The sequence below is a fragment of the Pseudomonas sp. F8002 genome, assembly GCF_013385495.1.
GTDB lineage: Bacteria > Pseudomonadota > Gammaproteobacteria > Pseudomonadales > Pseudomonadaceae > Aquipseudomonas.
Genome location: NZ_JACAPW010000013.1, coordinates 31378 through 56610, shown reverse-complemented (window position 1 = coordinate 56610; position 25233 = coordinate 31378). Strand labels below are relative to the sequence as shown.

Annotated in this window: 20 protein-coding genes and 4 tRNA genes; 9 read left to right on the top strand and 15 right to left on the bottom strand. The window is 59.6% G+C overall.

The features are described from left to right. Window positions 1-449 precede the first annotated feature (449 nt). The 3 genes from HX811_RS11190 to HX811_RS11180 all read left to right on the top strand — a co-directional run bounded on the left by HX811_RS11190 (window position 450) and on the right by HX811_RS11180 (window position 3939). Entirely contained in the window at window positions 450-1580 is a 1131-nt protein-coding gene (locus HX811_RS11190) for a carbon-nitrogen hydrolase family protein (protein WP_177036806.1), read from the top strand. A 4-nt stretch (window positions 1581-1584) separates the two neighbouring features. After that, entirely contained in the window at window positions 1585-2619 is a 1035-nt protein-coding gene (locus tag HX811_RS11185) for an AraC family transcriptional regulator (protein WP_177045931.1), read from the top strand. Window positions 2620-2919: 300 nt separating this feature from the next. Further along, a complete protein-coding gene (locus tag HX811_RS11180; RefSeq protein ID WP_177045929.1) occupies window positions 2920-3939 on the top strand; it encodes a pyruvate dehydrogenase in 1020 nt (339 codons plus the stop codon). 134 nt (window positions 3940-4073) lie between these two features. On the opposite strand, the gene HX811_RS11175 is transcribed toward HX811_RS11180, so the two are convergent. Beyond that, complete coding sequence (locus HX811_RS11175) at window positions 4074-4544, bottom strand: MarR family winged helix-turn-helix transcriptional regulator (protein ID WP_003207868.1); 471 nt, start codon at window positions 4542-4544, stop codon at window positions 4074-4076. A gap of 145 nt (window positions 4545-4689) precedes the next feature. Between HX811_RS11175 and aceE the strand changes: the two genes are divergently transcribed. Next, the gene (gene aceE, locus HX811_RS11170) at window positions 4690-7359 is read left to right on the top strand and encodes a pyruvate dehydrogenase (acetyl-transferring), homodimeric type (protein WP_003207866.1); all 2670 of its coding nucleotides are present in this window, start codon (window positions 4690-4692) and stop codon (window positions 7357-7359) included. Here aceE and HX811_RS11165 read toward each other — a convergent pair whose 3' ends face one another. Together HX811_RS11165 and HX811_RS11160 are read right to left on the bottom strand one after the other, a co-directional pair. Next, the gene (locus tag HX811_RS11165; protein WP_177045927.1) at window positions 7360-8208 is read right to left on the bottom strand and encodes a DUF2242 domain-containing protein; all 849 of its coding nucleotides are present in this window, start codon (window positions 8206-8208) and stop codon (window positions 7360-7362) included. Between the two features lie 89 nt (window positions 8209-8297). Next, window positions 8298-9197, bottom strand: a complete 900-nt coding sequence (locus HX811_RS11160; protein ID WP_003207864.1) for a LysR family transcriptional regulator — start codon at window positions 9195-9197, stop codon at window positions 8298-8300. Between the two features lie 128 nt (window positions 9198-9325). Here HX811_RS11160 and HX811_RS11155 point away from each other — a divergent pair, with 128 nt between their 5' ends. Both HX811_RS11155 and nhaA read left to right on the top strand, forming a co-directional pair. Next, on the top strand, window positions 9326-10504 hold the full coding sequence (locus tag HX811_RS11155) for an MFS transporter (protein WP_177022254.1): 1179 nt from the start codon (window positions 9326-9328) through the stop codon (window positions 10502-10504). Between the two features lie 115 nt (window positions 10505-10619). Next, entirely contained in the window at window positions 10620-11954 is a 1335-nt protein-coding gene (gene nhaA / locus HX811_RS11150; RefSeq protein ID WP_177045924.1) for a Na+/H+ antiporter NhaA, read from the top strand. Between the two features lie 89 nt (window positions 11955-12043). Here the strand turns inward: nhaA and HX811_RS11145 are convergent, their stop codons facing one another. The 10 genes from HX811_RS11145 to HX811_RS11100 form a co-directional block, all read right to left on the bottom strand. Further along, window positions 12044-13918, bottom strand: a complete 1875-nt coding sequence (locus HX811_RS11145; protein WP_003207860.1) for a SurA N-terminal domain-containing protein — start codon at window positions 13916-13918, stop codon at window positions 12044-12046. Between the two features lie 230 nt (window positions 13919-14148). Further along, window positions 14149-14421 carry an HU family DNA-binding protein gene (locus tag HX811_RS11140; RefSeq protein WP_003174819.1) on the bottom strand — a complete coding sequence of 91 codons (273 nt, stop codon included), beginning with the start codon at window positions 14419-14421 and terminating at the stop codon, window positions 14149-14151. A 146-nt stretch (window positions 14422-14567) separates the two neighbouring features. After that, window positions 14568-16964, bottom strand: coding sequence for an endopeptidase La (gene lon / locus HX811_RS11135; RefSeq protein WP_003207858.1), 2397 nt, complete (start codon window positions 16962-16964; stop codon window positions 14568-14570). 151 nt (window positions 16965-17115) lie between these two features. Continuing rightward, complete coding sequence (gene clpX, locus HX811_RS11130; RefSeq protein ID WP_003207856.1) at window positions 17116-18399, bottom strand: ATP-dependent Clp protease ATP-binding subunit ClpX; 1284 nt, start codon at window positions 18397-18399, stop codon at window positions 17116-17118. A 112-nt stretch (window positions 18400-18511) separates the two neighbouring features. Beyond that, entirely contained in the window at window positions 18512-19147 is a 636-nt protein-coding gene (clpP, locus tag HX811_RS11125; RefSeq protein WP_003174822.1) for an ATP-dependent Clp endopeptidase proteolytic subunit ClpP, read from the bottom strand. Window positions 19148-19239: 92 nt separating this feature from the next. Then, window positions 19240-20550 (bottom strand): trigger factor, encoded by a 1311-nt coding sequence (gene tig, locus HX811_RS11120; RefSeq protein WP_003207855.1) that lies wholly within the window; start codon window positions 20548-20550, stop codon window positions 19240-19242. Between the two features lie 401 nt (window positions 20551-20951). Continuing rightward, window positions 20952-21027: transfer RNA gene (locus HX811_RS11115), tRNA-His, on the bottom strand. A gap of 82 nt (window positions 21028-21109) precedes the next feature. Beyond that, a tRNA-Leu gene (locus HX811_RS11110) sits at window positions 21110-21194 on the bottom strand. A gap of 56 nt (window positions 21195-21250) precedes the next feature. Then, window positions 21251-21326, bottom strand: a tRNA-His gene (locus HX811_RS11105). A 32-nt stretch (window positions 21327-21358) separates the two neighbouring features. Further along, window positions 21359-21435 (bottom strand) — tRNA-Arg (locus HX811_RS11100). 230 nt (window positions 21436-21665) lie between these two features. Here HX811_RS11100 and folD point away from each other — a divergent pair. After that, window positions 21666-22520, top strand: coding sequence for a bifunctional methylenetetrahydrofolate dehydrogenase/methenyltetrahydrofolate cyclohydrolase FolD (folD, locus tag HX811_RS11095; RefSeq protein ID WP_003207853.1), 855 nt, complete (start codon window positions 21666-21668; stop codon window positions 22518-22520). A gap of 209 nt (window positions 22521-22729) precedes the next feature. Next, complete coding sequence (gene pbpG / locus HX811_RS11090) at window positions 22730-23662, top strand: D-alanyl-D-alanine endopeptidase (RefSeq protein WP_003207851.1); 933 nt, start codon at window positions 22730-22732, stop codon at window positions 23660-23662. Between the two features lie 46 nt (window positions 23663-23708). On the opposite strand, the gene HX811_RS11085 is transcribed toward pbpG, so the two are convergent. Further along, complete coding sequence (locus tag HX811_RS11085) at window positions 23709-24338, bottom strand: peptidase C39 family protein (protein ID WP_102370290.1); 630 nt, start codon at window positions 24336-24338, stop codon at window positions 23709-23711. A gap of 263 nt (window positions 24339-24601) precedes the next feature. Here HX811_RS11085 and HX811_RS11080 point away from each other — a divergent pair, with 263 nt between their 5' ends. Then, window positions 24602-24763, top strand: coding sequence for a hypothetical protein (locus tag HX811_RS11080; protein WP_003207847.1), 162 nt, complete (start codon window positions 24602-24604; stop codon window positions 24761-24763). 4 nt (window positions 24764-24767) lie between these two features. On the opposite strand, the gene HX811_RS11075 is transcribed toward HX811_RS11080, so the two are convergent. Next, window positions 24768-25178 carry a hypothetical protein gene (locus HX811_RS11075; RefSeq protein ID WP_003207845.1) on the bottom strand — a complete coding sequence of 137 codons (411 nt, stop codon included), beginning with the start codon at window positions 25176-25178 and terminating at the stop codon, window positions 24768-24770. Window positions 25179-25233: the final 55 nt, after the last annotated feature.

The window sequence follows — 25233 nt, the reverse complement described above, 5'->3', positions numbered from 1 at the left end:
ACATTGATGGGTGCGAAGAGGATGCTCATGGACTCTTACGCACACATCTTTACTTGTACATACAAGCATATGCAAGGTTGTTGCCAACTCGACGCGTCGTTGTACAGAGAGGCCTGTAAGGCGCTGAAACACTTGAGTTGCGCGGCCAGCCCTCGGCGAACCCATTGCGCGAATCAACCTTGGCGAGGAACTTGCGCACGGTATTGAGGCACAAAGTAACAATCTGCCAGAAGCTGGTGCGCGCACGAGTAACATCCCACGGCATTGACCAGCGCGCGTGCACCTGTGGTCACAACCCGTTACTGTCGACCCTGGAAAGATCCGGCCCGCGGCGAAAACACGCACTCAAGGCTTTTGAGATTTTCGTGCCAAACCACGGTTTTTCGTACCCAGCCCAGAAATTTGAGAGAAAATGCAAACCCAGCACACGGTCCGTTGTCATTTGCCCCATGCGTAAACTTCTTGCCTTCACCCTCATCATGGCCCTGGTCGCCGCCGTTTCCGCCTATCTGGTCTGGACCCAGGAGCGCCCCGTGGGCCATTACCTGTCCGACCTGCGGATCAACCTGGCCGTCGACCAGGGCGTGCCCGCCGACCGCGGCAACCTGTTGGGCATCCAGCCGGAACTGTTTCCCGCCGACTACCAGAGCCTGGAACGCCTGCACCTCAAGCTGGCGGCCTATCTGCAAAACGCCCGTGACCAGGGCCTGATCAACGACAAGACCATCGTGGTACTGCCGGAACATATCGGCACCTGGCTGATGGTCAGCGGCGAAAAGAACGAGCTGTACCAGGCCACCAACCTCAAGGAAGCGATGAACTGGTTGTCGGCGAGCAACCCGCTGCTGTTCCTGCGGGCCTTGATCAGCGCCAAGGGTGACGACCGCATCGACGACGCCTACCTGCGCATGAAGGCCCCGGCCATGGCCCGCGACTATCAAGTGCTGTTCGGTGGCCTGGCCAAGGAATTCGGCGTGACCCTGGTGGCCGGCTCCATTGCCCTGCCCAACCCGAGCGTCAGCCAGGGCCAGCTGCAGATCGGCCATGGCGCGCTGTACAACACCAGTGTGGTCTTCGACCGCGATGGCTTGCCGCTGGGCCAGCCGCAACGCCAGCTGTATCCGATTTTTGACGAGCGCGGCTTTATTGAGCCGGGCGATGAAAACAGCGTCAGCGTGGTCGATACCCCGGCCGGGCGTCTGGGCATCCTGATCGGCAGCGACAGCTGGTACCCGGACAACTACCGCAAGCTCAACGAGCAAGGCGCCCAGTTGGTGGCGGTGCCGGCCTTCGTGATCGGCCGCGAGACCTGGGACAAGCCGTGGCGCGGCTTCAAAAGCGTGTCGACGCCAGCCGAGATCAGCCTCAAGCCCGAAGAGCTCAGCGAAGGCGAAGCCTGGCACCGCCTGACCCTGATCAGCCAGCAACCCATCAGCCAGGCCACCGCCGGCATGAGCGTGTTCCTGCGCGGGCAGTTCTTTGACATGGGCAGCGCCGGGCAAAGCTTCCTCAGCAGCAACGGCCAGGTGTTCGCCGACGGCAATGCCCGTGGCGCGCGCCTGCTGAACGTGTGGCTGTAACTCAATGAAGCCGGTGCGGCTTGGGGATTTGTCGGTGGGCTTCGTCCACACCTTGACCGATGCGATCCACAGCCATGGCCTGGACCCGCAACCGTTGCTGCTGCAATACGGCCTTGACCCGGCACGCCTGGCCGAGGCGGGTGCACGCTTGTCGATCCCGCGCTATATGCGCCTGGGCTTTGCGGCCATCCAGTTGACCGGCGACGCCAGCCTGGGCCTGCGCATGGGCCAGCTCAGCCGCCTGAGCCAGGCCGGGCTCGCCGGGGTCACCGCCGCCCAGGCGCCCACCGTGCGCGAAGCCGCCCGTACCCTGACGCGCTTCGAAGCCTTGTACGGCTCCAACTATCGCGGCCAGTCGAGCTTTCACGAGGACACGGATGGCGCCTGGTTGCGCTTCTATTCCATCAGCCCCTACAACGCCTACAACCGCTTTGTGGTGGATTCGATCATCGCCGGCTGGCTGCATCAGTTGTCGAGCCTGAGTGCGCAACCGGTGCCGGCGCAGCGGATCGAAATCGAGTTCCAGGCCCCCGACTACAGCGAGCGCTACAGCGTGCTGGGGGACTGCCCGATCCAGTTTGGCGCCGAGCACAATCAGTTGCGCCTTAGCCAGCAAACCCTGGCCCTGCGCAACCCGGAACACTGCCCGAGTACCTGGCAATTACTGGTGCAGTTGTGCGAACGGGAACTGGAGCAGTTGACGCGCACCCGCAGCCTGCGCGAGCGCATTACCCGCTTGCTCGGGCCGATGCTCAATGGCGGCCGGGAACCCGACCTGGAAGAAGTGGCGTCACGCTTGAAACTGCCGACCTGGACCCTGAGGCGCAAGCTGGCGGAAGAAGGGACTCAGTTCCGGGCGATTCTCAACGACACTCGCCGCGACCTGGCCATGACCTACATTCGCGATACCGAACTGGCGTTCGGTGAAATTGCCTATCTGCTCGGTTTTGCTTCAGCGGAAGCCTTTCAACGGGCGTTCAAGCGCTGGAACAGCCAGACCCCAGGGGAATTTCGCCGCAGTCAGCGGCATTCCGCCTGACGTCTGTCTTACAGCTCGGTGGCATCATCGGCCGGATCCAGCGGATCCAGTTCAAAGGCGTGGTACTCGAGCAATTCTTCCTGGTAATCGTCCATGGTTGACTCCTTGTTTTATGAAAAGGGGTTGCTTAGTGACCTGCACAACCAGCCTAAAGTGCCGTCATGACGAAAAAATGTCCGTGGCATGACGTTCCTGCACTTCAGAATTAAACGTAGCAGGATTGCCTTGATTTAGCCGGATGAATTTTAGATGCAACTGCAATCATTGCAATTGCAATCGTAAGCCGAATTCCTTTAGGGTATGGGCACCCGTTGCCAAGCGACCCTGCTCATGACTGCCAGCACCGAACGCTCTGCCCTGATCTGCATCGACGCCCTGAATGCAACGCAGCAGCCCCGCTGCTCGCCCCTGTATAGCGTGATGACCATGGCCAACACCCTGGAGTCCAGCCGGCAGGCGTGGGTGATTCGCGGCCAGTCGCGCTCACGCCGAGTGGTGAGCTGGCCCACCTGGTTCGCGCGCAATACCGGGGAAAAACCCATGCTGTACCTGCACACGGCCGCGTCATCGGCGCAGTTGCGCGCGCTGTCCGGCGAGACCCGTCAGCGGGGCATCCTGTGCAACGACAATGCAACCCAGCCCTCCCCTTCACTGCCCTTATGGCTGGTCAGCAATCCTCACTGCACACCTTATGACCCGGCCTCCGGCGAGGAAGCCCGGGCGATTGTGCTGGCGGGTTTGCAGGCGCTTTATGTCGACGGCGAGCCGGGGTTCTACTACCTGGCACTGCACGATCAACACGAAGGGCCAGGGCTGAGCCCGCAGGATAGTGACCATGCGCTCAGGGGCATGTACCGGGTCCGGCGCTCATACACGAGTGAATTGAGGGTGCGGTTGCTGGGTGCGGGTCGAGCGTTTGAAGAAGTCGTGCACGCCGCGCAGTTGCTCGAGACGGATTGGAACGTCGAGGCGCAACTGTGGAGTTGCCCCAGCTATACACGGCTGGCCCGCGAAGCGGATGCAGCGCAACGCTGGAACCGCCTGCACCCGTTGGCACCGAAGCGCAGTTGTCATCTAAGGGATTGCCTGGCTGGGGATGGCGCGCCGGTGGTCGCAGTCACCGGGTATCCGCAGCCGATCGTCGATCAATTGGCGGGGCATGTGGATGCGCGGTTTGTGGCGTTGGGTGCGGGCTCCGTGGAAACGTCAGCACCCAGTCGCTACTGGATAGCGGTGTTGGCGTTGAAGGCGCTGGCGGATGACGGCGTTATCGAAGTAGAACAGGTAGAAGCCGCCCTGCATCGATATCACCTTAGATGAATGGAATGCGATCAAATGTGGGAGCTGGCTTGCCTGCGATAGCGGGGTGCCAGGCGCCGATACTTTGGCAGACCGTCCGCTATCGCAGGCAAGCCAGCTCCCACCCTGGATCTCGGTGCCCTCTGATATTTGCTTCAGGTCTTACGCCGCCCGCGGGTCTGCACGCCCGCCTCCATCGCCAGCCCCGCGGTACGCTCCAATGCCTCGGCAAAAACCCGGCGTTGCTCGCTGTCGAGCTGCGACAAAAACAATTCATCCACGCTGCTTTCGTAGATTTTCCACATCTTTTTACGCAATACCCGGCCCGCGTCGGTGATCGAGACAAAGGCAGCACGCCCGTCACCGTCGGAGCGCGAACGCACCACCAGGCCGTCCTTTTCCAGGCGGTCGACCAGGCGCGTCAGGTTGTAGCGTTCGATGGCCAGCACATCGGCCAATTCGTGCATGCGCCGGGTGCCATCGGGGCCACTTTCCAGGCCCCACAAAGCGTCGTACCAGGCATACGGCGGCAGACCGGCATCGGCCAGGCGCCGTTCGATTTCACGGATGACCGTCCTGTGGGCCCGAACAAAACGGAACCAGACATCAGGCTCTTTCGACGACATGCAACACCATCCGGGGAATTTCAAGAAGGTTGCAATAGTAGCTCATCCCGCGCTAGATTCAGCCATGTAGTTGCAATTGCAACTACATTCGCAAAGCTCCCACAAGGAGCCCACACGCTGAAACCCGTCCACCCTGGAGCCTGACATGACCCCGAACACTGCAGTACGCCTCGACGACGATCCACAGGAAACCCGCGAATGGCTGGAGTCCATCGAATCGGTGCTGTCCACCGAAGGCCGCCCGCGCGCGCATTACCTGATTGATCAGTTGCTGGATTTCGACGTGGCGCGGCATGGCGACTTCTACGGGCGGGTGACCACGCCGTACGTCAACACCATCCCGGTAGACCGCCAGCTGCCCTACCCCGGCAACCTGGCCACCGAGCGCCGGCTGAATGCGTTTATCCGCTGGAACGCCATGGCCATGGTGCTGCGCGCGGGGAAACATTCCGGCGTGGGCGGGCATATCGCAACCTATGCGTCGGCTGCGGTGCTGTATGACGTAGGCTTCGACCATTTCTTCCGTGGCCGAACTGAAAGCTTCGATGGCGACCTGGTGTACATCCAGGGCCACTCCGCGCCGGGCATTTACGGGCGGGCGTACCTCGAAGGCCGGATCAGCGAAGCGCAGCTGGACAACTTCCGCCGGGAAGCCGGTGGCGACGGTTTGTCATCCTATCCGCACCCTCGCCTGATGCCGGACTTCTGGCAGTTTCCTACGGTTTCCATGGGGCTCGGACCGATTACCGCCGCGTATCAGGCGCGCTTCATGCGCTACCTGGAGTTCCGCGACCTCAAGCAGCACCAGGGCCGCAAGGTGTGGGCGTTCCTCGGTGATGGCGAGATGGATCAGCCGGAATCCCTGGCAGCCATTTCCCTGGCCGGGCGCGAGAAGCTCGACAACCTGATCTTCGTGGTCAACTGCAACCTGCAACGCCTCGATGGCCCAGTTCGCGGCAATGCCAAGGTGATCCAGGAATTCGAAAGCCTGTACCGCGCCGCCGGCTGGAACGTGATCAAGGTAATCTGGGGCGGCGGCTGGGATGCGCTGCTGGAAAAGGATAAAAGCGGCTTGCTGCGCCAGCGCATGATGGAGTGCGTGGACGGCGACTATCAAAACTACAAATCACAAAACGGCGCCTACGTGCGGGAACACTTCTTCGGCAAATACCCGGAGTTGCTGGCGCTGGTGGCAGACATGTCCGACGACGACATCTGGAAACTCTCACGGGGCGGCCATGACCCGGACAAGGTCTACAACGCCTATGCCGCCGCCGTGCGTCACAGCGGCCAGCCGACGGTGATCCTGGCGAAAACCGTCAAGGGCTTCGGCATGGGCGAGGCCGGCGAAGGCCAGAACATCAACCACCAGCTGAAAAAGATGGGCGCTGAAGCCGTCAAAGCCTTCCGCGATCGCTTCGGGCTGGAAGTGGCCGACGACCAACTGGCTGAAATCCCGTATCTCAAACCGGCCGCCGACAGCGAAGAAGCCCGCTATTTCGCCGCCCGCCGCCAGTCACTGGGCGGCTACGTACCGGCTCGCCATAGCGCGGTCGAGTCGCTGAAGATCCCGGAACTGGATGCCTTCGCCACCCAGCTCAAGGACACCGGCGAACGCGCGATCTCCACCACCATGGCCTTTGTGCGCATCCTCGGCACCCTGCTCAAGGATCCGAACCTGGGCAAACTGATCGTGCCCATCGTGCCGGACGAGTCCCGCACCTTTGGCATGGAAAGCCTGTTCCGCCAGATCGGCATTCACTCCGCCGTCGGCCAGCTCTACACCCCACAAGATGCCGGCCAGCTGTCCTACTACAAGGAGAGCAAGGACGGACAGATCATGCAGGAAGGCCTGAATGAATCCGGCGCCATTTCCTCGTGGATCGCAGCAAGTACGTCCTACGCCAACCACGGCTTGATGACCGTACCGTTCTACATTTTCTATTCGATGTTCGGCTTCCAGCGGGTCGGCGACCTCGCCTGGGCCGCAGGTGATGCACGGGCGCGGGGCTTTCTGCTGGGGGCGACGGCCGGGCGCACCACGCTGATGGGCGAAGGCCTGCAGCATGACGATGGCCACAGCCATGTGCTGTCGTCGGTGATCCCGTGCTGCATTTCCTACGATCCGACGTTTGCCTTCGAGCTGGCGGTGATCATTCGCGAAGGCATGCGCCGGATGTACGTCGAGCAAGAGGACATCTACTACTACATCACCCTGCTCAACGAAAACTACCCGCACCCGGCGATGCCCGAAGGCGTCGAGGACGGGATTCTCAAGGGTATGTATCGGTTGAAGGCGGCTGAAGACACCACGCAACCACGGGTACAACTGATGGGCAGCGGTTCGATCCTGCGGGAAGTCATCGCCGCCGCGGACCTGCTGCGCGATGATTTTGCCGTGGCCAGCGATGTGTGGAGTGTCACCAGCCTGACCGAGCTGCGCCGGGAAGGCCATGCCGTGGAGCGCTGGAACCTGCTGCATCCTGAAAGCGAACCGCGTACCAGCTATGTCGAGCAGTGCCTTGAGGGCCAGCCCGGGCCCGTGGTGGTCGCCACCGACTACATGAAAATCTTTGCCGATCAGATTCGCCCGTTTGTACCGGGCCGGCGCTTTGTGGCGCTGGGCACCGATGGCTTCGGGCAATCGGATACCCGCGAAACCTTGCGCGAGTTCTTCGAGGTGGACCGGTATTTCATTGCCCTGGCGGCCCTGAAGGCGCTGGCGGATGACGGCCTGATCAGCCGCGCCAGGGTGGCGGAGGCGATCAGCCGCTACGGGATCAACGTCGACAAGGCCAACCCCGTAGCGGTGTAGTTACTGCGCAGGCGTCGGCAGAGGCGGAATCGCTTCGGTCGGCGCCGGCAGCGCAGGAGTGGTGGCCTCTGGCGCAGGTGCCGGGGCTTCCTTTGGTGCAATCGGCGCGGGTTCCGCCGGTGGTACCACCGGCTCCGATGCCGCTGGCTCTACCGCCGGCGTCACTGGGGCTGCCGGTGTGGCCGGCGTTTCTTTTGGCACTTCTTTCGGCGCTTCAACCTTATCGGCCTTATCGGCCTTATCGGCCGCCGGAGCTGCCTTAGGTTCCGGGATGCCCAGGTCAGCCTTGGGTTTCTCTGGAATATGCGCTGCCTTTTTCACTTCCTGGGGCAGGAAAACGTCCACCAGGGCGAAATAACGCTCATAAAACTTCGGCGCAGACACCGTCTCGCTGGCCACCTTGACCATGGAGTCGTCGGTGGAGCCAATCGGCATCGACACCGAACCCAACACACCCACACCGAGGCTGGCGGAGTTGTTGACCTTCTTCAAGGCGTAGCGATCCTGCAAGGCGTTGGCGAACATCGTCGAGTGATGATTGCCGCTGCCATCGTCGGCACACACCACGTTGAAGCTGATCTGCAGGTGAGTTTCGCCGGTCTGCTGGAAGCTCTTGTTACCCGCCACCAGCTTTGGATCGCTGCTGGTGATGATGTAACCCTGGCTCAACAGCGCACGCCGCGCCGCTTCGCAGGCCGCCGTGTCACTGACCGGGTAATCACGGGAAAACGTGCCGGAGTCGTCGAAGTTCTCATGTTCATAAATAGCGGTCTTGGGTGACGAGCAGCCCGCAGCGCCCGCCAGCACCAGCGCCAACCCGAGGCTACGCAAGTGAAATGATGTCGACATCGAAAATCCTGAGGAAAACAGTCAGGGCGGTATTGTGCAACAGAACGTGGCCTCGGCGCGCGAATTCCTGTCGGTAAAACGTCACAACCTTACGGGACGGTGTCCGCAGGAAAAAGCCGCTCGCCCATATGGTCGATAAACACACGCAATTTCGCCGAGGCATGGCGACTTGATGGCCAGAGCATCCAGAAGCTGCCGCTGTGCTCCAGGTAATAGTCCAGCACCCGTTGCAGCCGGCCCTGCTCCACCGATTCGCGAACCATGAAGTCTGGCAGGCAGGCAATCCCCAGGCCTTCATGGGCCACGTGCATCAGTGATTCGATGGTGGTGGAGACCAGCGGCGCACGCAGGGTCGGCTCCGGCAGGCCCGGCTCCGGGCGCAGTGGCCAGGTTTCCAGCTTGCCGGTGGCGCAGAATTTGTGGCGCAGGCAGGCGTGGTCGCTCAAATCCCGGGGCTGGCGCGGCGTACCGTGCAGGCGCAGGTACTCCGGGGACGCCACCAGCACCAGGCGGTAATACCCGAGGTGGCGCGCCATCAAGCGTGAGTCCTCGGGCTTGCCGGTGCGGATCACCGCGTCGAAACCCTCCTCGATCACATCCACCATGCGGTCGGAGAAGTCCACGTCCAGCTCGATCTCGGGATAGGCGCGCATGAAATCCGTCAGTACCGGCATCAACAAGCCGCGCACTTGCGGCAGGCTGACGCGCAACTTGCCTCTGGGGGTGGCGGATGCCTGGCTCAGTTCCTGTTCTGCGGCTTCGACTTCCGCCAGGATGCGCCGGGAGCGTTCGAGAAACAGTGCGCCCTCGCTGGTCAACGTGATACTGCGGGTGCTGCGATGGAACAGCCGCACCCCCAGGCGCTCTTCGATGCGCGCGATGCTTTTGCCAATCGCCGAGGACGACACCCCCAGCATGCGCCCGGCCTCGGTAAAGCTGCGGGTTTCGGCCACCTGCACAAACACTGAAATACTGCCCAGGCTGTCCATCGTCTCGCTCCCGAGGATTGCGGACATTGGCGTCCGATAAGTTCGGAACCTTAGCCTGTTTTTCTCCACCGTGCAGCACCCTACTCTGGCTCCCTGCCCTTTCGTCTGAAAACCGGAGCCCAGAAAACATGAGTGACAGCGCCCTATCTTCCACGACCCGCGCGGTGAGCCGTGAACGACTGCCTCTGGGCGGTCTGTTGGCATTGGCTACCGCCGGTTTCATCACCATCCTCACCGAAGCCATGCCGGCGGGTTTGCTCCCGCAAATGGGCGCCGGCCTCGGGGTGTCCGAAGCGTTGGTGGGCCAGTTGGTGACCCTGTACGCCCTGGGCTCGCTGTTGGCCGCGATTCCCCTGACCATCGCCACCCGGGGCTGGCGCCGGCGGCCATTGCTGATGATTGCCATCGGCGGGTTTGCCTTGGTCAACAGTGTGACGGCGTTTTCCAGCGATTACCTGCTGACCCTGGTGGCCAGGTTCTTCGCCGGGGTGTTCGCGGGATTGCTCTGGGCGCTGCTGGCCGGTTATGCCAGCCGCATGGTTGCGCCGCACCTGCAAGGCAGGGCCATTGCCGTGGCCATGCTCGGCGCGCCATTGGCGCTGTCACTGGGTGTACCGGCCGGGACATTCCTGGGCACCACGGTTGGCTGGCGCCTGAGCTTCGCGATCATGTCCGGCCTGACGGTTGTGCTGCTGGCCTGGGTGCGCTGGCAGGTCCCGGACTTTGCCGGGCAACAGGCGGAAAAACGCCTGGGGCTGCGCCAGGTGCTGGCACTGCCAGGGATTCGTCCGGTGCTGTTTGTGACTTTCACCTACGTACTGGCTCATAACATTCTCTACACCTATATCGCGCCGTTCCTGGTACCTGCCGGGATTGCAGCGGACATCGACCAGGTGCTGCTGGTGTTTGGCCTGGCGGCGCTGCTGGGTATCTGGATCGTCGGCGCGCTGATTGATCAGCGGCTGCGCGCCTTATTGGTAATCAGCTGCGCAATGTTCGCGCTGTCGGCCCTGGCGCTGGCGTTCTGGATCACCTCGGCGACGGTGATCTACACCACGGTGGCGTTATGGGGGCTGGCGTTTGGCGGTTTGCCGGCATTGCTGCAAACGGCGCTGGCCAAGTCGGCCGGGGATTCAGCCGATGCCGCACAGTCGATGCTGGTGACGGTGTGGAACCTGGGCATCGCCGGTGGCGGACTACTCGGCGGCATGTTGTTGCAAGGGTGGGGAGTGACATCGTTTCCATGGGCGGTCGCCGCGTTGGTCGTACTGGCGCTGATCGCGACGCTGCGTTTAACCGATGTTTAAACGAAACGTGACGTGATGTTTCTTAACTCTTATGATCGCACCGGGTGCGCTGCTGCATACGGCACAGCGCAGGTTAAAGGATAAGCATTGGTCGGGCCGCCAATGGAGACTTGTCGTGCCTGATAAACACCCTGCTATTCCGCGCCCCCAGGTTCTGGTCGAAGGCGCCCTGTCCGCATTGGAGCGGTTTTCAAGGATCGAAGCAGTCAGCGGTATCGTGTTGCTGCTGGCAGCGATCGTCGCGCTGGTCTGGGCCAACAGCCCCGTCGCAGATTCCTACGAACACTTCTGGAACACCCCACTCACTATCGGGCTGGGAGACTTCACGGTCTCGCGCTCGTTGCACTTCCTGGTGAACGATGGGCTGATGACCATCTTCTTCCTGGTGGTGGGCGCCGAGATTCGCCAGGAGATCAGGGACGGCGCACTCGCCAACCTGAAACTGGCCACCCTGCCCCTCGGCGCGGCACTGGGTGGCGTGCTGATGCCGGCGCTGATTTACACCCTGCTCAACCATGGCACCGTAGCGGCCAGTGGCTGGGCAGTGCCCACTGCCACCGACATTGCATTTGCCGTGGGTGTGCTGGCGCTGTTGGGTAAATCCATCCCCGCCGGCGTGCGCATCCTGCTGCTGGCGCTGGCGATCATTGATGACATCGTCGCCATCCTGATCATCGCGATTTTCTATACCGCCAGCCTGGACTACATGGGCCTGGTGATCGCGGCCTGCGGGCTGGCGCTGGTGCTGGTTTTTCAGCGGATGGGAATTGGCAAGGCGGTGGTGTACCTGTTGCCGGGGGCGATTGTCTGGTTTGGGCTGCTCAAGACCGGCGTGCATCCTACGCTTGCCGGCGTGATGCTGGGCATGATGACACCCGTCACGTCCAGGCCCACCCGGGAACGCCCTCTGGACACCATCGGGCGCACGTTCAACGAGCTGATGGAGCGGCTTTCACAATCGGCTGAAAGTGCCCATCAAGTCGCCAAACCGTTGAAGCAATTGAGACAGGCCCAACGGGAAATGTTGCCGCCGGTGCAGCGGATTCAAGCCGGGTTACACCCATGGGTGGCCTTTGGCGTCATGCCACTGTTTGCCCTGGCCAACGCCGGAGTGAGCCTGCAAGGGTTCAACCTGGACGATCCACTGCCCCACGGCGTGTTCATGGGGGTCATCCTGGCCCTGGTGCTCGGCAAGCCGCTCGGTGTGATGCTGGCGAGCGTGGTGCTGGTCAAACTGAACATCTGCCAATTGCCGGAGGGCGTGACCTGGAACGGCATCGCCCTGGTGGGCCTGCTGGCGGGGATCGGTTTTACCATGTCGATCTTCATCTCGTCGCTGGCCTTCTCCGATCCGACGCTGCTGTCGGCTGCCAAGCTGAGTGTGCTGAGCGCTTCGACCCTGGCGGCTGTGATTGGCCTGAGTTGGGGCAAGCTCAAGTTTGCGCGTTGAATCAAGACTGGTTGAGTCAGCTGATTAGTGGATAAAAAAAGACCCCGGCCTCTTCAGGCCGGGGTCTGTTTATTCAGGCTGTTACGAGATCAGAACTTCTTGATCTCAGCCTTGGTTTCCAACTGCTTGCGATAGGCGGCGAAGTCTTGCTGGCCGACACGGGACGCGAGGAAGCGGCGGTACTGAGCCTTCTCGTCATCGGTCGGTGCAGCGGCTTCATTGACCGCGTTCAAGCGCACGATCACCAGGCTACCGTCTGGCAGGGTCACGCTGGTGAAGGTCGGCTTGTCCTTGGCCGCAGGCTTTGGCATGCGGAACAGGGCTTGCAGCACGGCTGGCTCGACGCCTTCCTGGCCACGGGTGGCCGCTTCGGTGACTTTCCAGGCCTGGCCATCCACCGGCTGGTTCAGCGGTGTCTTGCCATCACGCAGGTTGGCAATCAGCTCGTCCGCGTGAGTCTTCGCCGCAGCGCTCGCGCGCTCCTTGGTCAACTGGGCACGGATGGCAGTGGCAACGCTTTCCAGCGGCAGCTGGGTAGGCTTCAGGTGCTCTTTGGCACGCAGCACCACGATGGTTTCCGGGTCCAGTTCGATGGCGGTGCTGTTGGCACCTTCATCCAGTACTTCAGGGCTGAATGCAGCGGTCACTACGGCACGGTTGGCAGCGATGCCTTCGCCACCTTCACGGCCAAACGGCGCGGAAGTGTGCACGGTCAGCTTCAGATCCGACGCCGGCTGGGCCAGGTCGGAAGCTTCGAATGCAGCGTCCTCCAGTTGCTTGGTCGCGTCGACGAAACGCTGTTCAACCTGCTGGGTCTTGAGCTCGCGGGTCAGCTTGTCTTTCAGGCTGGCGAACGATGGCACTTCTGGTGCTTCAACACCCAACAGCTTGATCAGGTGCCAGCCGAAGCTGGAACGCACCGGTGCCGAGACCTGGTCCTTGTTCAGTGCATACAGCGCTGTTTCGAAGGCAGGGTCGTAGACACCAGGGCCAGCGAAACCGAGGTCACCGCCGTTGTTCGCAGAACCCGGATCCTGGGAGAACTCCTTGGCCAGGGCTTCGAATTTCTCGCCCTTGGCCAGGCGTGCCTGGATCTCTTCGATCTTGGCCTTGGCCTGCTCGTCGGTGGTCTTGTCGTTGACTTCAATCAGGATGTGCGCCGCGCGACGCTGTTCAGCGAGGTTGGCGGTTTCTTTCTGATAGAGGGCTTGCAGCTCATCGTCCTTGACCGCGACCTGGTCGAAGAAGGAAGCCTTCTTCAGCTCCAGATAGTCGATGACCACCTGGTCCGGGGTCATGAACTCCTTGGCGTGCTGGTCGTAGTAAGCCTTGACCTCGTCGTCAGTGATCTTCACTGCTGCAGGGTCGGCCTTGACGCTGACGGTGGCAAAATCGCGGGTCTGTTTTTCCAGACGGGCGAACGCGAGCACTTCGGCATCAGTCACAAAACCGCTGCCGGCAATGCCTGCACGAACCTGGCCGATCAGCATTTCCTGGCTCAGCATCTGACGGAATTGCATACGGCTGTAGCCCAGCTGACGGATCACCTGGTCGAAACGCTCAGCGTTGAACTGGCCATCCACCTGGAATTCCGGCGTCTGCAGGATCACTTGATCCAGCGCAGCTTCGGAGAAAGCGAATTTCGAATCGGCCGCGCCTTGCAGCAGCAGCTTGCGATCGATCAGGCCCTTGAGGGCGGCGTCGCGCAGCAGCTTTTCGTCCAGCAAGGAAGCATCGAAGTCCTTGCCCAGCTGTTGCATCAGCTGGCGACGTTGCATGTCGACGGCCTGGCCCAGTTCGCTTTGGGTGATTTCTTCACCGTTGACCTTGGCCACGTCCTGCTTGTTGTTGGTCGAAGCCTGAAAAATAGCCTCGATACCGGTGAACGCCATCAATGCGACGATGATCCCGATAATGGTCTTGGCAATCCAGCCTTGTGAATTGTCCCTGATATTCTGCAGCATGCGTCCCCCAGAAACGGTTGAACTTCAAAATTAGGCAACCGTGGAGCGTGGGTAGAGTCCGGATAGAAGAAAGGCGCATCCGAGGATGCGCCTTCTCGTAACTGGCGGAGCGGACGGGGGTTTGAACCCACACCCCCGGCGTGGCGACCCGATGGATACTCGGGTCAGCTGCCGCTCCGCTGCCAGGTCAGACCTGCGTCCGACCCGGATGGGTAAGGCTTGAGCGAAGCTTAGTTAACGGCTTCTTTCAGGGCTTTACCGGCTTTGAAACCTGGTTTTTTGGCAGCGGCGATTTGCAGAGCCTTGCCAGTCTGTGGGTTACGGCCAGTGCGAGCTGGACGATCGGTCACAGAGAAAGTACCGAAACCAACCAGTACCACAGAGTCGCCGGCCTTGAGAGCGCCAGTGACGGATTCGATTACTGCGTCCAGCGCACGGCCAGCAGCGGCTTTCGGGATATCAGCAGATGCAGCGATAGCATCAATCAGTTCCGACTTGTTCACTCTAAGTCCCCTTATATCTATTGAGTATGATTCTAAGTTTTTTGGTGAAAGCAAAAACCAGTGCTGAATGGCCTACAGACACTTAAGAGCCGCTTTATAACAAGGGCTCTAAAAAGCTGTCAAGGAAGCCCCCAGGCTTAAACGTATTAATGCGTGCTAATTCTTTCCTTAGAGTCAGTCTCGCGTTTTTCATCCTTTGCAACTATCTCCGGAGCCACATCCGGCAAGGGCTCCGGCGCGTATTGCAGCGCAATTTGCAGGACCTCGTCAATCCATTTAACCGGTTTAATCTGCAGATCCTGCTTGATGTTGTCAGGAATCTCCTTCAAGTCGCGAACATTCTCTTCAGGAATGATCACAGTCTTGATACCACCGCGGTGTGCAGCCAGCAATTTCTCTTTGAGGCCACCAATGGCCAGTACCTGGCCACGCAGGGTGATTTCCCCGGTCATGGCGACATCGGCGCGCACCGGAATGCCGGTCAGGGCTGATACCAGTGCCGTGCACATGCCTACGCCTGCGCTAGGACCGTCTTTAGGCGTTGCCCCTTCCGGCATGTGGATGTGGGTGTCGTGCTTCTCGTGGAAGTCCAGGGGGATCCCCAGGCTCTTGGCGCGGCTGCGCACCACGGTCTGCGCGGCGGTGATGGATTCAACCATCACGTCACCCAGGGAACCGGTCTTGATCAGTTGCCCTTTGCCCGGGATCACGGCGGCCTCGATGGTCAGCAATTCGCCGCCCACCTGGGTCCACGCCAGGCCAGTGACCTGGCCTACCTGGTCCTGCTGCTCAGCCAGGCCGTAGCGGAATTTGCGCACGCCCAGGAAGTGTTCCAGCAGGTCCGCGGTGACCTTCACCGAGAAGCGTTTTTCCAGCGCATGTTCCTTCACGGCCTTACGGCAGATCTTCGCCAGTTGACGCTCAAGGCCCCGTACACCGGCCTCGCGGGTGTAGAAACGAATGATGTCGCGGATCGCGTCGGCATCAAATTCGATCTCGCCTTTTTTCAGGCCGTTGGCCGCAATCTGCTTGGGCGAGAGGTATTTGACGGCGATGTTGATCTTCTCGTCTTCGGTGTAACCCGGCAGACGAATCACCTCCATCCGGTCCAGCAAGGCTGGCGGAATATTCATCGAGTTGGAGGTGCACAGGAACATTACGTCGGACAGGTCGTAGTCGACTTCCAGGTAATGGTCGTTGAAATTGTGGTTCTGCTCGGGGTCGAGCACTTCCAACAAAGCAGACGCCGGGTCGCCACGCATGTCGCTGCCCATCTTGTCGATTTCATCGAGCAGGAACAGCGGGTTGCGCACACCCACCTTTGTCATCTTTTGAATCAATCTTCCTGGCATCGAACCGATGTAAGTCCGGCGATGACCACGGATTTCCGCTTCATCACGCACACCGCCCAGGGCCATGCGCACAAATTTGCGGTTGGTGGCGTGGGCAATCGACTCCGCCAGCGAGGTTTTACCCACACCAGGAGGACCGACCAGGCACAACACCGGACCACGAATCTTCTTCACGCGCTTTTGCACGGCGAGGTATTCGAGGATGCGTTCCTTGACTTCTTCGAGGCCGTAGTGATCGGCATCGAGAATATCTTCGGCGCGGGCCAGGTCCAGGCGCACTTTGGTCTGGGCCTTCCACGGCACCTGCACCAGCCAGTCGATATACGAACGAACCACGGTGGCTTCGGCCGACATCGGCGACATTTGCTTGAGCTTGTTCAGCTCGGCAGTGGCCTTGGTCAACGCGTCTTTCGGCAGGCCGGCGGCATCGATGCGCTTTTTCAGCTCCTCGATTTCGTTGTGGCCTTCCTCGCTGTCGCCCAGCTCTTTCTGAATGGCCTTCATCTGCTCATTCAGGTAGTACTCGCGCTGGCTGCGCTCCATTTGCTTTTTGACACGGCCGCGAATGCGCTTCTCAACCTGCAGCAGGTCGATTTCGGCATCCAGCAGCGCCAGGACGTGTTCGACCCGGGCCGACAAATCGATGATCTCGAGAATGTCCTGCTTCTGCTCGATTTTCAGCGCCATGTGCGCGGCCATGGTGTCGACCAGGCGGCTTGGCTCATCAATGCTGTTGAGGGAAGAGAGGACTTCTGCGGGGACTTTCTTGCCCAGTTGCACGTATTGCTCGAACTGGGACAGCAGGCTGCGAACGAACACTTCGGATTCGCGCTCAGGGGCGTCGACTTCGTCGATCAGCGCCACTTCGGCACGCAGGTGGCCGTCCACTTCCATGAAGCGCTCGACCGCACCGCGCTGCTCGCCTTCCACCAGCACCTTGACGGTGCCATCAGGCAGCTTGAGCAGTTGCAGGACAGTTGCAACGGTACCAACGCGATACAGGGCATCTTCGCCCGGATCATCGTCAGCAGGATTTCTCTGGGCCAGCAGCAGGATCTGCTTGTCGCCCGTCATCGCGGCCTCGAGGGCTTCGATAGACTTCTCGCGCCCCACGAACAGCGGGATAACCATGTGCGGATAGACGACGACATCACGCAACGGCAGGAGAGGCAATTCGATGGTTGTCTTCATGATTTCGCCTCTATGACAGATGAAAGTAAGCTTGAAACCAAGATGGGGGCTGCCTGCAAAAAAAACAAGCGTAATGGCATCAGTTAAACGCAGTAAAAACAAAGGGGCCCCTTAAGGCCCCTTTATTTTGTACAGCTCGGCGGTGCAACGCTTACGCGTCTGGCGCAGCCTTGGCAGCCGGCTCACTGTTTTCGTAGATATACAGTGGCTTGGACTTGCCTTCTATAACGCTTTCGTCGATCACCACTTTACTCACCTCGGACTGCGAGGGGATTTCGTACATGGTGTCGAGCAGTACGCCTTCGAGGATCGAGCGCAAACCACGGGCGCCGGTCTTGCGCTCCAGTGCCCGCTTGGCCACCGATTTGAGCGCGTCAGCACGGAACTCGAGGTCCACACCTTCCATCTCGAACAGCTTGGCGTATTGCTTGGTCAGGGCGTTTTTCGGCTCGGTGAGGATCTGCATCAACGCAGCCTCATCCAGCTCGTCCAGCGTCGCCAGGACCGGCAGACGGCCAACGAATTCCGGGATCAGACCGAACTTGACCAAATCGTCAGGCTCGACTTCACGCAGGGATTCACCGACTTTCTTGCCTTCTTCCTTGCTGCGTACTTCTGCACTGAAGCCAATGCCGCCACGGGTGGAACGGTTTTGAATAACCTTTTCCAGGCCGGAGAACGCACCGCCACAGATGAACAGGATGTTGCGCGTATCAACCTGAAGGAATTCCTGCTGCGGGTGCTTGCGGCCGCCTTGTGGCGGTACGGAAGCAACCGTGCCTTCGATCAGTTTCAACAGCGCTTGCTGCACGCCTTCACCGGAAACGTCCCGGGTGATCGACGGGTTGTCGGATTTGCGCGAAATCTTGTCGATTTCATCGATGTAGACAATGCCCATCTGGGCCTTCTCCACGTCGTAGTCGCATTTCTGCAGCAGCTTCTGAATGATGTTCTCGACGTCTTCACCTACGTAACCGGCCTCGGTAAGAGTGGTTGCGTCGGCGATGGTGAAGGGAACGTTCAGCAGGCGAGCCAGGGTCTCTGCAAGCAGGGTTTTACCCGAGCCTGTAGGGCCGATCAGCAAGATGTTGCTTTTGCCGAGCTCGACGTCGTCACTTTTCTTGTCACGCTGGTTCAGACGCTTGTAGTGGTTGTACACCGCTACGGCCAGAACCTTCTTTGCACGCTCTTGACCAATCACATACTGATCAAGGATGCCGCTGATTTCTTTAGGCGAAGGCAATTTATGCGCGCTGCTTTCGGCCTGGGCTTCCTGCACCTCCTCACGGATGATGTCATTGCACAGGTCGACGCACTCGTCGCAGATAAAGACCGAGGGGCCGGCAATCAACTTGCGTACTTCATGCTGGCTTTTGCCACAGAAGGAGCAATAGAGCAGCTTGCCGTTGTCCTCGCCGTTGCGGGTGTCAGTCATTCGTTCGATCCAAATCCGATAGGCTTGCAACACAAGATGAAGGCTATTGAGGGCTTTTTCAAGTCCACTGGTGGTCGGACCTGCCGACCAGCCCTATTTTGAGCTGCTTATATTAAGCGGGGCGCTTTTCGATCACTGCGTCGATCAACCCGTATTCACGAGCCGCTTCGGCGCTCATGAAATTGTCACGGTTGGTGTCGCGCTCGATCTCTTCCAGGGTATGCCCGCTATGTTTGGCCATCAGCGTGTTGAGACGCTCACGAATGAAGAGGATTTCCTTGGCATGGATTTCGATGTCCGATGCCTGGCCCTGGAAACCGCCCAGTGGCTGGTGAATCATCACGCGTGAGTTCGGCAGGCAGTAACGCTTGCCCTCAGCACCAGCGGTCAGCAGGAAAGCACCCATGCTGCACGCCTGACCGATACAGGTGGTCGATACGTTCGGCTTGATGAACTGCATGGTGTCGTAGATCGACATGCCCGCTGTCACCGAACCGCCCGGGGAGTTGATGTAGAGATGGATGTCCTTGTCCGGATTTTCCGCTTCAAGGAACAGCAGCTGCGCACAAATCAGGTTGGCCATGTAGTCCTCTACCGGACCAACCAGAAAGATCACTCGCTCCTTGAGCAGGCGCGAGTAGATGTCATAGGCGCGTTCGCCACGAGCAGATTGCTCGACAACCATCGGGACCAGGCCGCCAGCGGCCTGGATATCAGAGTTCTGCTGAATATACGAATTACGGAACATGCTCTGCAGTTACTCCCAAATAGTCATGTCTTGAATACGCATAAGCCAGCGCGAGGCTGGCTTATGGGTGTATTTTCAAACGAGTTGAGCGATCAGTCGGCTTGTGCTGCTTCAGCCGGCTTGACTGCTTCTTCGTAAGAGACCGCTTTATCGGTCACCTTAGCCTTCTGCAGAACAGTATCCACAACTTGCTCTTCCAGCACAACCGAACGCACTTCGTTCAGCTGCTGGTCGTTCTTGTAGTACCAGGACACAACAGCCTCAGGCTCCTGGTAGGCCGAAGCCATTTCCTGGATCATTTCGCGAACGCGGGTTTCGTCAGGCTTGAGGTCGAATTGCTTGACCACTTCAGCCACGATCAGACCCAGTACAACGCGGCGCTTGGCCTGTTCTTCGAACAGTTCGGCCGGCAGTTGGTCAGGCTTGATGTTGCCGCCGAACTGCTGAACAGCCTGCACGCGCAGACGATCAACTTCGTTGGACAGCAGGGCCTTCGGCACTTCGATCGGGTTGGCGGCCAGCAGACCGTCCATCACCTGGTTCTTGACCTTGGATTTGATGGCCTGGCGCAGTTCACGCTCCATGTTCTTGCGAACTTCGGTGCGGAAACCTTCGATGCCGGTTTCCTTGATACCGAACTGGTTGAAGAACTCTTCGTTCAGTTCCGGCAGCTTGGGCTCGGAAACGGTGTTGACGGTCACGGTGAACTCGGCGGTTTTGCCAGCCAGGTCCAGGTTCTGATAGTCAGCCGGGAAAGTCAGGTTCAGAACGCGCTCTTCGCCGGCTTTGGCGCCAACCAGGCCGTCTTCGAAACCAGGAATCATGCGGTTGGAACCCAGCACCAGCTGAGTACCCTTGGCGGAGCCGCCAGCGAATGCTTCGCCGTCAACCTTGCCTACGAAATCGATGTTCAGCTGGTCTTCGTTCTGGGCAGCACGATCGGCCACTTCAAAACGGGTGTTCTGCTTGCGCAGGATTTCCAGCATGTTGTCCAGGTCGGAGTCAGCAACATCAGCGCTCAGGCGCTCGATGGCGATCGAATCGAAACCGGCAACTTCGAATTCAGGGAACACTTCGAAGATTGCAACGTATTCCAGATCCTTGCCTGCTTCCAGGGACTTGGGCTCGATGGAGGGCGAGCCAGCCGGGTTCAGCTTTTGCTCGACAACGGCTTCGTAGAAGGAAGCCTGGATCACGTCACCTACAGCTTCCTGACGTGCATCAGCACCGAAGCGGCGCTTGATTTCGCTCATTGGCACTTTGCCTGGACGGAAACCAGCGATCTTGGCCTTTTGGGCAGTCTGCTGCAGACGCTTGTTGACCTGGGTCTCGATGCGCTCGGCCGGCACGGTGATGCTCATGCGGCGCTCAAGAGCAGAAGTATTTTCAACAGAAACTTGCATGGATATTCCTCGTTGCACAGACGTTAGCTGGCCGTTTCCGACCCCAGAATCAAGGGCATGCATTCTAGTGGGTCAAACTCAAGAAGTCACCCTACTGAAAACGGGTAAAAAAACAGCAGGCAATTTATAGGTGCGAATGCACGAGTGCAGCTCGCCCCGGTGGCAAATACATCCCATCATGCCAGGGCTCTGCGCCAACCCTTCTATATATAGAAGCGGTTGCCAATCATCTCCCTGACAACCGACCCTGCGGACAAGGCCGGCAAGCAGTGCGGCATCATCGCGAAACATAAATACGACGAAACGCCCTGCCCTGCAGCCCAACACCTGCGACTGCGTTGAAACTCAAACCGCTGAAACAAAAAAGGCGCCAGACTATTAATCTGGCGCCTTTCGAAATATGGGGTGGACGAAGGGGATCGAACCCTCGACAACGGGAGTCACAATCCCGTGCTCTACCAACTGAGCTACGCCCACCATATTGCGTGACCAAAAAGCCCGTCAAAAAGGCTATTTGTTGAGCTTCGCGCCGACCCGCAGGCCTTCACGAAACTTTATTTGGTGCGGATGAAGAGACTCGAACTCTTACACCTTGCGGCGCTGGAACCTAAATCCAGTGTGTCTACCAATTCCACCACATCCGCGCTTGAAGCTTTTAAAGCAAAGGCGCCAGACTATTAATCTGGCGCCTTTTCAAATATGGGGTGGACGAAGGGGATCGAACCCTCGACAACGGGAGTCACAATCCCGTGCTCTACCAACTGAGCTACGCCCACCATATTGCGCTACTTGTGCCAAAGCTGCCTAATGGCGCACCCGGCAGGACTCGAACCTGCGACCATCCGCTTAGAAGGCGGATGCTCTATCCAGCTGAGCTACGGGCGCCTTATTAATCTGTACTCTTGGAGGATTACAAACTAACCAGTGCTAGGCTGTGCCCGACAAGTGCGACGAATAGTATAGATGGACCCGAAACCCGTCAAATCCTTTTTATAAAAAATTCATTTTATTTAAGGGGTTAGGGGAATTTGCAGACCAAGCGCCTTTGCCCTCACGCCATGGCATGCGAGAATGCGCGCACTTTTCTTCCCCCTCTCGATGGTTAATCACGCGTAATGACTGCACAACTTATCGACGGCAAATCAATCGCCGCCAGCCTGCGCCAGCAGATCGCCAAACGAGTCGCCGAGCGCAGCCAACAAGGCCTGCGCACGCCGGGCCTCGCGGTGATCCTGGTCGGCAGCGATCCTGCCTCTCAGGTTTATGTCTCGCACAAGCGTAAAGACTGTGAAGAGGTCGGCTTTATTTCCAAAGCCTACGACTTGGCTGAAGACACCACCCAACAGGCCCTCACCGACCTGATCGACAGCCTCAACGACGATCCGGCCATCGACGGCATCCTGCTGCAACTGCCATTGCCCGAGCATCTGGACGCGTCGAAATTGCTCGAACGCATCCGTCCGGACAAGGACGTCGACGGTTTCCACCCTTATAACGTCGGCCGCCTGGCCCAGCGTATCCCGCTGCTGCGCCCGTGCACCCCGAAGGGCATCATGACCCTGCTGGAAAGCACCGGCGTCGATCTGTATGGCCTGGATGCCGTCGTCGTCGGCGCCTCGAACATCGTCGGTCGCCCGATGGCCATGGAACTGCTGCTGGCCGGCTGCACCGTGACCGTGACTCATCGCTTCACCAAGGACCTGGCCGGCCACGTTGGCCGCGCCGACCTGGTGGTCGTCGCCGCCGGCAAGCCGGGCCTGGTCAAGGGTGAGTGGATCAAGGAAGGCGCCATCGTCATCGACGTGGGCATCAACCGCCAGGACGATGGCAAGCTGGTGGGCGATGTGGTGTATGAAACCGCCCTGCCCCGTGCCGGCTGGATCACCCCGGTACCCGGTGGTGTCGGCCCGATGACCCGTGCCTGCCTGCTGGAAAACACCCTGTACGCCGCCGAAACCCTGCACGTCTAATAACCAGCCGTTCTGAAAGAGCCCTGCCTTATCGCAGGGCTTTTTATTGGCCGAAAAAAAGTAGTTTTTTCTTTGTTTTTAAGGGGTTTCATCTGTTTCTAGAAGAACATTCGACAGTTTCTGATCCATACTTCTAGAATGTAACGTTATTTGTCAGAACCTCCGTTGCAGAACGGTATATCCCTACTTTTTTTAGCGAGTTCATCCGCGTGAAAATTCATCTTTCCATTGTCAGCCTATTTTTTGCATTGACAGGCACCTTCGCGAGCGCAAGCGAAACCACCACCGCTCCCCGCGACATGTCCACCCTGCACATCGCCTCCGGCAGTGCGATGGTGGTAGACCTGCAGACCAACAAAGTCATCTATGCCAGCAACCCGGATGTCATCGTGCCGATCGCCTCGGTGAGCAAACTGATGACCGGCCTGATCGTGCTGGAAGCCAAGCAGAACATGGATGAATACATCGACATCAACATCAAGGACACGCCAGAGATGAAAGGCGTGTTCTCCCGGGTCAAGATCGGCAGCGAGATGCCGCGCAAGGAGATGTTGCTGATTGCCCTGATGTCCTCGGAAAACCGCGCCGCCGCCAGCCTGGCCCACCACTACCCGGGCGGCTACCCGGCCTTCATCGCAGCGATGAACGCCAAGGCCAAGGCACTGGGCATGACCAGTACCCATTATGTGGAACCTACCGGCCTGTCGATCCATAACGTGTCCACCGCCCGCGACCTGAGCAAGCTGCTGGCCGCCGCACGCAAGTACCCGATGCTCAGCCAGTTGAGCACCACCAAGGAAAAGACCGTCTCGTTCCGCAAACCCAACTACACCCTGGGTTTCTCCAACACTGACCACCTGATCAACCGCGCCAACTGGGACATCAAGCTGACCAAGACCGGCTTTACCAACCAGGCCGGCCATTGCCTGGTGCTGGTGACCAGCATGGGTAATCGCCCGGTGTCGCTGGTGATCCTCGATGCCTTCGGCAAATTCACCCACTTTGCCGATGCCGGGCGCATCCGCAGCTGGGTCGAAACCGGCAAGAGCGGCTCGGTGCCAGACGTCGCATTGCGCTACAAGGCTGACAAGAACCTGAAGAACCGCCCACGGGCGAATGTTCAGGTCACCGAGTCCCGCTGATCCGTAAATAGCGACATAAAAAACGGCGCCCTTGAGCGCCGTTTTTTTATTTGGCCTGACTGGCCAGTGCCTTGACTGCTTGGGCCGCCGCCTGTTCCTGGCCCGCCTGGGCTGTGGCGCTGGCAGCCTGCTGCCAGCGCTGGGCGTCGACCTTGACCGGCAACTGGGTGGGCCGCTGAATCAGTACCGCCCACTTGCCGCCGTCTTTCCACGCCGACTCAAACGCACTGAAATCCATCGGCATGCGTCGCGCCAACCCTGTACGCAGCAACACCATGCTCTTCTGCTTGTTGTAACCCACCACCACGACATACCGCGGACCGGCCCAGAAGGTTGAGCCCTGGGTGATACGCGCCATCACCGGGTACCCGGCCGCGACCTGTGCCAGCAGCGCCGGCAACTGATCTTCCAGCGGGTACACCAACATCCCGTATTCACGGGCCAGCACCTGCATGTTGCGCTCAAGGTCCGCTTCAGCGCCCGGCAAATGCAGTGGCTTATCCAATAGCCCCGGTGTAATCACAATGCCTTGTTGAGACAGCATGCTGGCCAGAGCGGCTGGGCCACCGAGGTAAGTCTCACCGCGAAACGCCGGCACGCCCTTGAGCTCGACACTCTCCGGCAGCCCCGGGATGCTCGTGGGTTTTGGATGCGAGGAACAGGCCGCCAGCCCCATGAAACAGGCGGCGACCCACCAGGAGGTTTTAATGTTCGAGGGAAACCGCAACTTCTTCACTCACTTGATCAACGGTCGACGTGGGCCCTGATCATAGGACGCTCCGGGGCGCGGGTATAGCCTTGCAGCGCAGTAAAAGGCCGGCGATAGAGCAAACAAGTTGGACGCACACGACCATTGGTCAATAGCAGGCAACCTGCGGATAGCTAGACTGTCCATTGAGAAGACAGTGTGTGCCCGGCACCGGGCGAAAGGAGGCACTTATGAGCCTGACAACAACGATTCTGCTTTTGATCTGTGGCTGGCTGGCCGTCGCCGCCGCCATGCTGTGGGGCGTGATGCGCGTGACCCGCCGGCACCATCACCCACACGTAAAACCCGCAGCACCCGGCAAGCTGCACAAACCCGCCGGGCACCACGCCTGACGCCTTAGCCAGGCATGCAACTGAAGTCTTCGGTCTGCGCCAATTCCTTGCCGTGGCTATCCTTCAACTCGGCACGCACCGTCGTACCCAGGCTGGATTCCACCAGGGTGTAATGCTCGCCGGCCTTGAAGTTGCCGTAGGTCACATGCCCGCGACAATCCTGCTGGTTATCATCCCCCGCCTCTTCTTCAAACAAGGTGACGTCCAGGCGATGCGCGCCGGGTTTCACTTCGAAGTAGCGGCCATCATTAATGTTTTTACCGTCTACCCGCTCGGCCATCAGGTCGTTGGGTGCCTCCTCTTGCAAGCCGATCCAGGCTTCGCTCGGGTCCGCCTTCGGCATCGGGCCGGCACACGCCGACAACAACAGGACCGCACTCAAGGCCGGGATCAACAACAAGGGTTTAAGAGACATGGCAGAACTCCAAATGGATAAAGAGTGAACAGGCGAAACAGCTCCCGTTCGATCG